This is a genomic window from Dapis hubbardiae BLCC-M172 (assembly GCF_050016015.1).
Lineage (GTDB): Bacteria > Cyanobacteriota > Cyanobacteriia > Cyanobacteriales > Microcoleaceae > Trichodesmium.
Map to the genome: position 1 here is coordinate 1 of NZ_JBNHEQ010000230.1, position 13,041 is coordinate 13,041.

Sequence of the window (13,041 nt, forward strand, 5' to 3'; positions counted from 1 at the left end):
ATTATCCATTATCCATTATCCATTATCCATTATCCATTATCCATTATCCATTATTTAGTTAAATCTAGACAAGATATTTGATTACCGAAATTAGCTCTAGCTGTACAACAAGCTGACTCATTTATATCATAGGAACCTAAATGTTTAAATCCAAGCATTTGTAATCCACAACCCCAACCACCTGCACCACTAAAAAAGTCAATATAAGTAAGATTTATCAATACCATTCCTTTTGAGCTAATGTTTGTAATTGATTTTGCAAAGTAGTTAGAGGGTAAGCATTCAGCAGTCAGCTATCAGCTATTAGCTATTAGCTTTATTACCTTTAGTTTACCAGTCAAATTCGTTGCTCATGTGCTTCAATTCTATGATTGAAAATGTAGGATAAGTTAAGCGAAAGCTTGCTTCATTCATTAAATATATGAGAGCTGAATGCTTACTTTATACGTTGATTTTGAGGAGATAAAATATTAAACCATTCTTCTTCAATCTGTCGAATATTTTGTAAGCATTCAGCCGTCAGCCGTCAGCTATCAGCTAAGATGTTTATAGGGGTTTTCACGGCTCTGTTGACTTGCATTACTTCTGCCTTCTGCCCTCTGCCTTCTACCTTTAAGCCAAAATCTCTATATTCATTAGAATCATGAAAAGCGCGCTTACTATGAACGACCATATATTCAATTTTTGCTCCTAGCAATAGGGAATATAAAATCTAGATACACAACAGCTTATAATTCCCGTGCCTCCTAGCTATTTTCCCGTAGCTGTTTGCATAGCATTCCGTAGCTGATAGCTGAGTGCTAATAGCTGAATGCTTACAATATTTTTACTAAAATAGTTAACCAAAACTAGATGTGCATCACGCAATATACGAACTTTAGTAAACTTATACCAAATTCAAAAAAGGCAGTTACATCTTAATTTGTGATTTATTCCTACAATAAAAAATTGTCAATTCCATAAATTGTCAAAATAAAACCTTTTTTACTCTTTTTTTATTATGTTGTTCTTTCCCTGTTCCCTATGTTGTGACTGTAGCAATATTTTATGAAATTGGTATTATTTATACGTTTTGACCAGCGTGGAGAATCATAATACCGTTTCACGGAATTCAAAATTCAAAAGTCAAAAGTCAAAAGTAAGATTTTATAACTAAAAATTTTGATGTTTCAGTAATTTCAGAAAATTATTTCAAATCTAAAGTTTGAAACTACTTGTAACATTCTTTTTTCAAATTAGTATAACTAGCAAGAAAAGCTTTTTGAACTGATTCAAATTCAGGTAATGGTTCTAAAATTAATTCCCTAACAAATTTTGCTAATCCTTCATCAGTCAAAAATAGTAACCAATCATAGGAATTTTTTAACACTAAAAGTTCCTTATTTGGATTATCTGATGTAAACCAATTACCATGATTACTTGCAATACCTATCGTTAATATAAAGTTAGTTAAATTTGTCACCGAAAAATCAAGGTTGAAAGCCTCTCCTTTCAAGGATAAAAAAATAAAAAAATTCCTTTTAATTCATCCTTCTATTACAGAATAGGTAATTATTAATTATATCAAATGCGGTAGCATTGGTATAATTCAGTATTGAGTAATAATTTATTGATATTTTAGAGTAGAACAGGCTTTTGTTCCTACTGACGATAGAAATTATATTACTCCGAAGCCAACGGATTTGATATTACCTCTTCTTATCTTTTTAGAAAGAATAGGATTGACTAAAATGAATTTTTCTTCTCTTTTCTCCATAAATGGAGAGGATTTATACCTTAATTTTTCGGTGATTTCAGAGGAAAGATTTCATTGACGAATTAGATAATAAGTTATAATCTCAACAATTTTACCTAAAGCACGTCTTGCTGCTTTTTTTATCTAATGTATGTTTAAATACGCTTTGAGCCATAACTTTTTGAATTTTATCAATTGAGCTATAAGACACTAAATAACCTCTTTTAAAGACATTTATACTTTTTCAAAGTAGACTCTAATCATTAATTTAACCATATTCACCCTAAACATAGTTTTATGTATATTATTTGAACTTACCTTAACCATAAGGATGAGGTAAAAATCTCCAAGCTAGAGAACGTTTCTCCGGAATATACGGTTTGATCTTAGAAGTATAAGTAAAGAAGGAAATAAACCAATAAATTTTAGGAGAATTTTCCTATGACTATTCAAACTAATCTCAACAAAATTTTTCGCCTCGGTTTAGTTGCTTTAACCGCTACTTCTTTATCTTTTGCAACTATAATTCCTGCAAAAGTTGCTTTTGCCGAACCAAATAAGGGGTACAGTGTAAGTCCAGATGTAATTAACGAAGGGATGAACGGAACATGGAATTTACAATGGAAAGTCAACGGATGGTTACATAGAGGTCGTTTAAAAATGGATGGAAATTTTGGAACTATGATTGTGAATGTAACTGGACCTAATGGTAGGAAAGTTTATGCCCAACAACAAATGAATATGGTTCCTGATAGAAATGGTTATATTCTTCAAGGTAGTAGACCTACTTATCCAGGTAGTTATGCGATAAACCGTAACTATCAACCTGATAGTTTTTATGTTGAATCAGGTCATCGTGGTAGTTGGAAAATGAGAAATTGTTCTGATTATCATGGTTGTATTCCAGTCAGGATGACAAGAATTGATCGATAAATTAAATCAAGTTCAATCAAGTTATTATAGGGGTAGGTTTGGCAAAAAAACTATCCCTAATTACGGTTTGCTGAAAAAGTCTAACTCTCAGCTAGAACTTTTTGAATTTTATCAATTGAGCTATAAGGCACTAAGAAGGTATCTGTAAAATAAATCTACAGAAATACTTCAAATATCTAGTATTCGGTGGTAAGGGCCAGGAAAATATCATTTGATTTTGTGAGATTATTTCCGCCCAAACCAACCCTACATCAAGGCTTAATATTTTATTTACAGATATCCTCTAAATAACCTCATTTCTTCCTTCTTAATTATTAATTATTGATCGAACCATCAGGCATAATTGTTCCTGTCAGAATTACTCCACTTAAATCTGTATTAGCAATAACTGCACCTTCCAAATTAGCATTACTTAAATTAGTTTCTTGTTTATAACCTCGAAAAGAGAAACTATGAAAATCTGCTCCAGTTAAATTAGTATCAGCAAGATTAGCATATTCTAAATTAGTACCATGAAGACTAGCATTACTTAAATTAGCTCCTTCCAAATTTGTTCCCCAGAGTCTTGCTTCTAATAAATTAGCATTACTTAAATTAGCATTACTCAAATTTGCCAAAGTTAAATCAGATTCTAATAAACGAGTCCTAATTAAATTTGTATCTGTTAAATTTGCTCTGTTAATATCTGCTCTATATAAGTTAGCTCCCGTTAAATTAGCTCCCGTTAAATTAGCTCCCGTTAAATTAGCTCCATTCAAATCTGCACCTTGGAAATTTACACCTGTTAAATTAGCTCCCGAAAGGTTAGCATTTTCTAAATTAAATTCATGGAAATCTGCTCTACTTAAGTCGCATTGTTTCCATAAAAATGATACACACCAATTATCTTGTAATAGATGATTAATATCTTCATAATTAGCTGCCATAACTGGTGCAGATAAACTCAAATAGATGAAAGAAATGACCAAAGTAAAAGTTGCTAAAAATTTCATTGCTAAAATTATTTTAATTGAACTAAAATTAATTTTTTTTGAATAGAGAAAGCCAACTTTATTCAGCGCTTCGCGCAACTCAAAAGTCAGCAGGAGTGATTTCCTACGGAATGCTCCTAATTACGCGAATCACCCGTACAAAAGTTAAAAGTTAAAAGTAATCTCTGACTGAGTTTACCGAAAAATCAAGGTATAAAGCCTCTATTTCAAGAGAGAAAAGTGCTCTTGAATTTCCTTATATTCAATTCCGTTACGGTTTTCCTTGAGGTAATTATCCATTATCCATTATCCATTATCCATTAATGAAGGGATTTCTCAACGTCCCCGCCCTAAATGCGTAGTGCTATAAAACTCAAAATTCGCTAGTACAACTTCAAACATAATCATAATATGTCGAAATTGTCTAGCGAACTAAGTAAAGCTTTAACTCTTACCATTAATTAACCAAAACGTAGAGCATAGTCATCAGAACTTACTGCAAAAATGTTATTTTGAACATCTTCTATAGAAGTTTCTTCAACTACACCTAATATAAAGCCACTATCAAGCAGTCTAATTACAGCATCTCCATCAATTAATTCATAGTCTAAACCTTCAGAAGGAGTAAACTCAGCAATTATAATAATTCGATCGCTATCTGTGACAGTAAAATCAGTAATTCTGTTAGCTTGGTCTATTTCTTCTACTTCATCCATTTCAACAATCTCAGTTCGCAGAATAAAACTATCTGCATCTGCACCACCTGTCAGAATATCAGCACCATAATCGCCAATTAGATAATCATCTCCTCCTCCACCTATTAATGAATCATCTCCTTTTCCACCTCGTAACCAGTCATTACCCTCTAAACCAGAAAGGGTATCATTACCTTGATTTCCACTGATGACGTCATTACCATCACTACCTAATATCTCATCATCACCTTCTAAACCCATCATTACTGAGGAATCATCAACTTGACTTATTTCAAGTATATCGTCACTATCGGTGGGTTCATTTCCATCATCTTCAGCACTACTACTAGCTACTTCATCACCCTCATCATCATTTTCATCTGTTTCTTCATCGCTTGTTTCTTCATCCGTTTCTTCATCGGTTTCTGAGTCTTCATCTCCTTCCCCACTAACTTCTTCATCAATAGTTTGTGTCAGTTGACTACTGATTAGTATTTCTGAATCTATAGATTCCTCAATTTCTGGAGTGCTATCCTCAGTATTATTCTCAGAGTCGTCATCCATTGAAACAAGATAGTTTACCTTATTTGCGCCATCCTGATTAGCATATTCATTGAGTAAATCAGAATCAGTAACAATTTCTGATACCCTACTAGGAATATTTCCCTCTACTACCCTAGCTATGAGAATGCGATCGCCTTCTCGAATATCTTGTACAAAATCAAAATTCTCAGTTACTTCACCAAATACTGAATAAGCACCGTCTAATTGGTTGCTGATATCTTCTAAGGCGAAATAAAACTGTGAAGAAGCTGTATCTAATACGGAGGTACGAGCCATAGCTATTACCCCTGCTTCATGGGATAAAGCCACAGGTTCATCAACTATCTCGTTATAGACAATTTCTCCTGTCTCTGCAACTTCAATTTCCAGAGGTATTTCTCTTTCCTCACCTGTTTCTGGGTCAATATAACCCCCCGTACCTAAATCGTCAATAGGAAAATCAGGGTCTCGACCTAGGGGGTCTCCACCTTGAACAACAAACCCTTCTACAAATCGGTGGAATGCCAGAGAATCATAGACATTTTGCTCTACCAAGTCAGCAAAGTTTGCTGCTGTTACTGGAGCACTTGAGGAATTAAGTTGAATGGTAATTTTTTCTTTTTCACCAGTTTCCTCTTGAGTCTCAGAATCTTCTTCTTGAGTCTCAGTATCTTCAGCTTGAGCCTCAGAATCTTCTTCTTGAGTCTCAGTATCTTCAGCTTGAGTCTCAGAATCTTCTTCTTGAGTCTCAGAATCTTCTTCTTGAGTCTCAGAATCTTCTTCTTGTGAGACCTTCTGTACCACCATTTCCACTACCACATCTTGGCCTTCCAAGTCAGGTAAACCCAGTTCTTCTAAAAACTCTTGTGTCTCGTCCATTAGTTGATTAAGTCCTTAATTGTGCGTAATTTTTAACTTTATTATATTCGATTCCTAATTTAACTGCCGATAAAATCCTAATTAAATTAAGGACAAAACTCTTTAAAAATGGAATTTTACCCTCTTTTTATAATTATTTATAGCTTGAAGCTTTAAGCATTGAGCTATTAGCTCAACTCAAAACTATCCCTGGCAAAGGATTTCAATCTTATTAATGTATTACCACTTTTTTTTCAATGTTCACTCCTTCTTCCTTAATTATCCAATTCTTAAAGCTGCATCTCCAAAAGGTAGTGCATCAGGCACAGAAATAGTAGTAAAATCAAAAAAGAAAGTCGCACTTCTAACTTCTTCTACCACTGAATTATTCACCGTACCAAGAATAATATTATTTTCCTCTTCTTCAGCTTCTATTTGAATAACCGTACTATTACCTTCCTGAGTAAAAGAAAGAGTAGATATTGGCTCCGAAACACCAATTCTATCCCCTTCTAAAAAATTAAAATCTTCTATCATATCAGCATTATCTTCTTCATTGTCAATCACTGCCAAAACAAAAGTATCTGCACCAGCTTCCCCTAGCAAATTATCCGTACCAGCATCACCAATTAAAATATCATTTCCTTCTCCAGCAGTTAATAAATCACTATCTTTACCACCCCGTAAAAAATCATTTCCTTTACCACCAAATAAAGTATCACTATCTAAATTACCATTCAGAATATCATCATCAAGACCACCAGATAATAAATCTAATCCTTTTCCACCCCGAAGATAATCGGAACTATCCCTACCATCTAAACTATCATCTCCCTGATTACCATTAATAACGTCATTAATTATTGAACCTGTAATTTCATCATTTCCTTCCAATCCCAATACACCAAATACTTCTTGAGATAATTCAGTAGAAATTTCAAAAATATCATCTCCTTCTGTTAATACTTGAAGAAAATCAATAGGTAATGGAATATTAGCACGATTAACAATATTAATAAAACTATTGAGTAGAGATGTATCAGTAATAATTTGTGAAACTCGACTAGGAATTATTCCTTCAGTAACTCTAGCAGCAGTAATACTATCCCCTAATTCTAGTTCTTCTATCACTTCTAACCCATCTATTACATTACCAAATATTGCAAAACTACCATCTAATACTGGTAAGTCATTTAAAGGAATATAAAATTGAGAAGATGCGGAATTTAAAACCTCTGTACGAGCCATTCCAATAGCACCTACTACGTTTGGTAATTGTACGGGAGGAGGAACTATTTGATTGTAAAAAATTGGTTTTCCTAGACCTAAAGGCTTAATTTCTAATGGAATAAATCTAGGTTCATTTGTTATTGGATCGACAAAATCACCACTGCCTAAAAGTTCCAAAGGAATATCTGGATTTCTACTAAAAGGATCGCCTCCTTGAACTAATGAAAATTGTGGTTGATTTTCTATGCGATGAAATCTCACTCCATCATAAAAATTTCGTTCTACTAAATCAACAAAGTTACCTCCAGTTATTGGTGCATTGAATCCATCAATTTCGATGGTAACTATTTGATTATCAATTACCATTAATACTGTTGCTAGACCGGATATTTGTGGTAAATTTTCTTCCATTTTTATCTAATTTAATCGGAGATTTTTTTGACAAATTATTTATTTTAGAATAAATTTTAATTCACCCTCAATACTATCAATACTAATTCCACTTCTGCCTGACAATCATTTAATCACGCTATGGTTAATAGTTGATGGCTGTTTATACAGCATTCCGCAGGAAATGCTTACACATATTTTTCCTAATACAATTTCTCTGTAACAATTCGCTTGATAATTCTTATGCTTGAGAAACACTATATATTAAGTGTAACTTCATGGAGAACTTGTATTAAAGGTTCCCGTAGAGGTGCTGCGCACTATCGCTACCCTTAAAGTTTATCTAAAATCTAATAACTGTTGCGTAATAGTTACAGCACTTTTTAGGATGGTGAGGTACAGTTGATGACTAATCTCTCTTCCTTATTTACTAAAGTGATAAAACTTTGTACCTCACTAACTCCGAAACTGCTGTAAATGAATTATCAATCTCCATCAAATTAGGCGATCGCTACCCTTAAAGTTTATCTAAAATCTAATAACTGTTGCGTAATAGTTAAATGAATGATCAATCTCCATCAAATTAGGCGATCGCTACCCTTAAAGTTTATCTAAAATCTAATAACTGTTGCGTAATAGTTAAATGAATGATCAATCTCCATCAAATTAGGCGATCGCTACCCTTAAAGTTTATCTAAAATCTAATAACTGTTGCGTAATAGTTAAATGAATGATCAATCTCAATTAAATTAGGCGATCGCTACCCTTAAAGTTTATCTAAAATCTAATAACTGTTGCGTAATAGTTAAATGAATGATCAATCTCAATTAAATTAGGCGATCGCTACCCTTAAAGTTTATCTAAAATCTAAAAACTATTGCGTAATAGTTAAATGAATTATCAATCTCAATCAAATTAGGCGATCGCCTAGGGGTGCGTAGGACTATCCCTACCCTGACCAATTTATCTAAAATCTAAAAACTGTTGTGCAATAGTTGAATACTGAAGTTAATTTTTTTCATCCCCTATCCCAGAAGAAGCTTGAGACCTTATTTTTTAGTCAATTTTCCAATGATTGCTTGAGAGAGTTACTAGAAAGACAAGGGAGAGAATTTAATAGCTTACCCATCAAATCAATCTTGACAAGCTATTTAGATGCTCATCTAAATGGGACGATACATAGGCAATTTTTCACAGAAAATTTGTTCCCAAATTTATGTAAACTTATATGAAGTAGAGTTTTTATCATAAATTATGACATCTCGTCGGCATTTTCATACCATATTTTTAGCTATTTGTCTAGCTTTGATAACTTGGTTTAACTTTATTCCCAATGTTTGGGCACTTGGAGGTAAACTACCTGAGTTATACCAACCAGCACCAGAATTTACCTTACCTACTAATACAGGGGATGGGGAAATTTCTTTATCAGATTATCGTGGTGAGTGGGTAGTGCTTTATTTTTACCCTAAAGATTTTACCTCTGGTTGCACAATAGAAGCGCGTAGGTTTCAGCAAGATTTACCAAAATATATTTCTAGAAATGCTCGAATTTTAGGTGTTAGTGCAGATGATATAGACTCCCACGCAGAATTTTGTGATTCTGAAGGATTAAAATTTCCATTGTTAGCTGATACGGACGGAACTGTTAGTAAAGCTTACGGTTCATGGCTAAACTTTTTTTCAATGAGGCATACTTTTATTATCGACCCAGATGGGATGTTGCAGGAGATTTTTCTAGGAGTAAGACCGCCTATTCATAGTCAAGAAGTTTTGGCACGTTTGGATGAGTTGCAGCAGAGTTAATTAATATAGCAGGGAATCGGGAATCGGGAATAGGGAACAGTTGGAAAAACATTTCCGTTTTCTAAGATTTATCATCAGTCTATGTCCTAACTAATTCTTTCTTAGCTATATCAAATTTTGTAAAATCATAATTACAGTAGAGATGTTTAATTAAACATCTCTATAATCTGAAAATTCTTCCTTAATCATAACAATAATTATTCATGGTTAATAGCTGACTCCTAAGAGCTGTTTGCGCAGCATTCCGCAGGAAATACTTACATTAAAACCAAATTATTTAGCTGTATTTCACATTATTTAAAGAAAAAATTTACTACAGCAAATAATTTATCTAGCTCATAAATAGTAAAAGCAGTAATATTTCTAGTAAATTTCTCAAATTCTAATTTACCAAATTGCCATGTTGCACCATTAGAAACAATACCAAAAACAATAATGAGATTTTCTTGATTTAATCTTTGAGCAGCAATCATCTCTGCTAAACATTGTGCCAAACCTGTTTCAAAGTTGTCTTGTTTAGCTTCAACTAAAATAAAGTATGGTCGATCAAAGAAAACTTTCCTCTTTGGGTAAAGTTTAGCTAAAATATATTCAGGAAATCCTGATAATTGTTCATCAAAACTTAAAGATTGATGACTCCATAAAATAAAATTTTAGTGGTAGGTTTTCCAAACTTATTTGAGAATGGGATAAATAAGATTTTCACAGATAGCAAATTCAGAATTATCAACGACAGCATCCCCCATGTTCACCAATTAACAATGTTCATGTGACGAGGTGCCGTTTGTGGAGCATGACCTAGGAATACAATTAATAATTATCTAGAGTGGAAAATTTATAATTTAGAACAGACTATCTCATGCTTCTTTCTGGCGTGTAAATTATTAATTATTGATTACAATGGGAGGCTTTAAACCTGAATTTTTGAATAAATAATTAATTGACCATCAACTCTTAATTATTAATTATTAACTCTTAATTATTAATTATTCGGTAAGTTCTAAATTTTCACGGAAGTAATTAGAAATAGTAAAGACTATTTCGCTGATAAAATTGTCTTCGGTATAGGTTACTTGAAATATTTTAAGAACTTCACTAATAGTTTTGAAATTACTGAAAGCCATTTTTTACCTCTTCAATAAATGATTTTATAGTAGTCGAAGCAAAGATTAGGACATTGGTAAATCCTGTTTGCGGAGCATTGACCTAAGAAAAACTCACTCAGAGATTACTTTTGACTTTTGACTTGCGCGTAGCTCTATATTGCTAGTAAATTTTAGAATTAATTCAGAACCTAAAAACAGCAGTCATAAACAAATAACTGCTATTGAAAAACTTAGTCAGTTTTAACAGACTTTGACTATTTATAGCACTACAAAAAAGTGTTAGGAGATTGATAATATCATGTCCGTTGGTATGGTCGCGTTGTGTAAAAGCTGGGGAAATATTTACCTTATGTAAGGTTTTTTCTTCTCTTAAAGCTTCTCTCCTAGATAACTAAAGCCTTCTTTCTTTTTCCTTACCTTCGCGCTTACAATACCAATGCTACCGGACATGATATAAAATAGTATTTTCTCTTTTCTACTCCCTACTTCCTACTCCCTACTCCCTACTCCCTATAAAAACTAATTTATGCTGAACTTACTTAATAAAAGATTATTTTGGTACTTAGCATTACCAATAATTGTCATAAATGGTTGGGCTTTACTACAAATATTTCAATATTTTGGTCGAATAATCACAATAACTGTATCTGCAACATTACTCTCATTTTTGTTAGATTACCCAGTGCTTTTTTTAGAGAAACATGGAGTTAAAAGAAACCGAGGAGTTATTTTAGTCTTTTTAGTCGCATTAGTAATAATATTAGTTTTAGGAATTATTCTAATTCCCCTACTATTAGAACAACTTACTGGATTAATTGAAAAACTTCCTAGTTGGCTAGAATCAGGAAATCAACAATTAGAGTCATTTGATCGATGGGCATTTAAGCGGAGATTACCAATTAATTTAACAGTTTGGGCAAATCAATTTACAGAAAGTTTATCTTCTCAACTGCAAGATATTACAGGAGAAATTATTAGTTTTGTTCTCAATACAGTAGGTAGAATTTTTGATATTTTAATTACCATAGTTATTACTTTTTATCTAATGTTACATGGCGATCGCCTTTGGAATGGAATATTTAATTGGCTGCCTAATCACCTAGACATTCATATCCGGAAATCATTTAGACAAAATTTTGAAAATTATTTTATTGGTCAAGCAACACTAGCTTGTTTGATGGGTGTTTCTATGACCATAAGTTTGTTATTTCTAGGAACTCCTTTTGGTTTATTATTTGGCATAGGAATTGGGTTGATGACTTTAGTTCCTTTTGGTACTGCTTTGGGTGTAACTCTCGTCAGTTTATTAATAACTTTAGAAAATTTTTGGCTGGGAATAAAAGTTTTAATTGTGATAGTTTTAATCGAACAAGCAATTGAAAATTTTGTTGCCCCTAGAATACTAGGAGGGTTTACAGGTCTTAATCCTGTCTGGATATTACTGAGTTTATTAGTGGGGGCGCAAGTATGGGGAGTTTTAGGTTTATTAATTGCTGTACCTATAGCAGGTTTTGTCAAAAATACTGTTAATTATCTCCGCTATTATGCAGAATTTAATCCATAGTTCATTTTAGTTATCAGTTATCAGTACCTCTGAAATAAGGAGGCTTAACCTTGGCGAATATTCTATTTTTTTATCCCCTTAAAAGGGGATGCTTTAGACTGCAATTTTTCGGTAAAGAGTGTGGGGAATGTGGGAAGTGTGAGAGGAATTTTCGACCAATTTCTTGTATAAAAAAGCAGGATTTTATTGAGACTTGATACTGAATAAAAGTGATTACTCACCGCTCAACTAAACTTACTCAAACTTACTCAAAGGTCTGAAAGTCTAGTCATTCGTAGTGGGTCAAGCACTACAGAGTTAAACGGCAAACCCCTTTTTTAACCCCTACTCCCCTACTCCCCTACTCCTTAAGAAAGAGTCTTCTACTTTGCTCCGTAGACCTCAATTTTTCCTCAATAATCTGCCAATCTTCCTGCTCAATATCTTGAATCAACCCATCAATTTCCTCACGAAAAGAATAGAGCGATCGCAACACCTCTAAACTATTATATTGGGCCATCATTCGTCCTAACTCTGGATTACCCCCTCCCACTCGGCTAGTATCACGGAAACCAGAACTAGCCAACTCTTGTGCTAACTTAACAACAGTAGGATTAGTCTCACTCATACAGGCAGAAATTAAACTAGCACTGGCCATCACAGGTAAATGAGAAATCCAGGCAACAGCTCGATCATGTTCATGGGGGTCACAAAAGTAAACTTGACTCTGGAGCAACCTAGCTATTGTCTCAACTTTCTCCACAGACTCTAGGGGAGTATTTTCAGTAGGAGTCAGCACATAAGGTCTATCCTTAAATAAACCCAACTGAGCCACTTCAATCCCACTTTCTGCTTTACCCGCCATGGGATGTCCACCTACAAAATTAGGCCAAATTTGAGAAACACCTTCCACAATGGGTGTCTTAACAGAACCCACATCAGTTAGAATTGCAGAGTAAGAAATAAAGGGAATAAGCTGTTCTAGAGTAGGAATAATACTGGAGATGGGAGTACAGATAAATATTAAATCAGTAATAGACAGTAAAGATAGTTCCAAGCTAGCTTCATCAACAGCTCCAAGAGCAATTGCCTTTTGACAAGTTTGTTCTCGACGAGAGACCCCAAAAACACGATAACCTAAGGTTCTTAAATCCAATCCAAGTGAGCCACCAATTAAACCTAATCCGACAATACCTATATTCATCATAATGTAATGGGCATGATACCAGGG

11 protein-coding genes are annotated in these 13,041 nt (G+C 33.5%); 3 read left to right on the plus strand and 8 right to left on the minus strand.

Features of this window, described 5'->3' with window-relative positions:
- Positions 1-50: 50 nt before the first annotated feature.
- Positions 51-227, minus strand: a complete 177-nt coding sequence (locus ACP6PK_RS21240) for a DNA cytosine methyltransferase (protein WP_426562404.1) — start codon at positions 225-227, stop codon at positions 51-53.
- 983 nt (positions 228-1,210) lie between these two features.
- Entirely contained in the window at positions 1,211-1,462 is a 252-nt protein-coding gene (locus ACP6PK_RS21245) for a hypothetical protein (protein WP_426562406.1), read from the minus strand.
- Between the two features lie 714 nt (positions 1,463-2,176).
- Here ACP6PK_RS21245 and ACP6PK_RS21250 point away from each other — a divergent pair.
- Entirely contained in the window at positions 2,177-2,668 is a 492-nt protein-coding gene (locus tag ACP6PK_RS21250; protein WP_426562408.1) for a hypothetical protein, read from the plus strand.
- Between the two features lie 314 nt (positions 2,669-2,982).
- On the opposite strand, the gene ACP6PK_RS21255 is transcribed toward ACP6PK_RS21250, so the two are convergent.
- The 3 genes from ACP6PK_RS21255 to ACP6PK_RS21265 form a co-directional block, all read right to left on the minus strand.
- Entirely contained in the window at positions 2,983-3,660 is a 678-nt protein-coding gene (locus ACP6PK_RS21255; protein ID WP_426562410.1) for a pentapeptide repeat-containing protein, read from the minus strand.
- Positions 3,661-4,100: 440 nt separating this feature from the next.
- Positions 4,101-5,756, minus strand: coding sequence for a peptidylprolyl isomerase (locus tag ACP6PK_RS21260; protein WP_426562412.1), 1,656 nt, complete (start codon positions 5,754-5,756; stop codon positions 4,101-4,103).
- Between the two features lie 258 nt (positions 5,757-6,014).
- On the minus strand, positions 6,015-7,376 hold the full coding sequence (locus ACP6PK_RS21265; protein ID WP_426562414.1) for a peptidylprolyl isomerase: 1,362 nt from the start codon (positions 7,374-7,376) through the stop codon (positions 6,015-6,017).
- A gap of 1,233 nt (positions 7,377-8,609) precedes the next feature.
- Here ACP6PK_RS21265 and ACP6PK_RS21270 point away from each other — a divergent pair.
- A complete protein-coding gene (locus tag ACP6PK_RS21270; RefSeq protein ID WP_426562416.1) occupies positions 8,610-9,161 on the plus strand; it encodes a peroxiredoxin in 552 nt (183 codons plus the stop codon).
- Positions 9,162-9,454: 293 nt separating this feature from the next.
- Here ACP6PK_RS21270 and ACP6PK_RS21275 read toward each other — a convergent pair whose 3' ends face one another.
- Together ACP6PK_RS21275 and ACP6PK_RS21280 are read right to left on the minus strand one after the other, a co-directional pair.
- Positions 9,455-9,655, minus strand: coding sequence for a hypothetical protein (locus tag ACP6PK_RS21275; protein ID WP_426562418.1), 201 nt, complete (start codon positions 9,653-9,655; stop codon positions 9,455-9,457).
- A 492-nt stretch (positions 9,656-10,147) separates the two neighbouring features.
- Positions 10,148-10,285 carry a hypothetical protein gene (locus ACP6PK_RS21280; RefSeq protein ID WP_426562420.1) on the minus strand — a complete coding sequence of 46 codons (138 nt, stop codon included), beginning with the start codon at positions 10,283-10,285 and terminating at the stop codon, positions 10,148-10,150.
- A gap of 508 nt (positions 10,286-10,793) precedes the next feature.
- On the opposite strand from ACP6PK_RS21280, the gene ACP6PK_RS21285 reads away from it, so the two are divergent.
- Positions 10,794-11,831 carry an AI-2E family transporter gene (locus ACP6PK_RS21285; RefSeq protein WP_426562422.1) on the plus strand — a complete coding sequence of 346 codons (1,038 nt, stop codon included), beginning with the start codon at positions 10,794-10,796 and terminating at the stop codon, positions 11,829-11,831.
- Between the two features lie 340 nt (positions 11,832-12,171).
- Here ACP6PK_RS21285 and ACP6PK_RS21290 read toward each other — a convergent pair whose 3' ends face one another.
- A complete protein-coding gene (locus tag ACP6PK_RS21290) occupies positions 12,172-13,014 on the minus strand; it encodes a prephenate/arogenate dehydrogenase (RefSeq protein ID WP_094672328.1) in 843 nt (280 codons plus the stop codon).
- Positions 13,015-13,041: the final 27 nt, after the last annotated feature.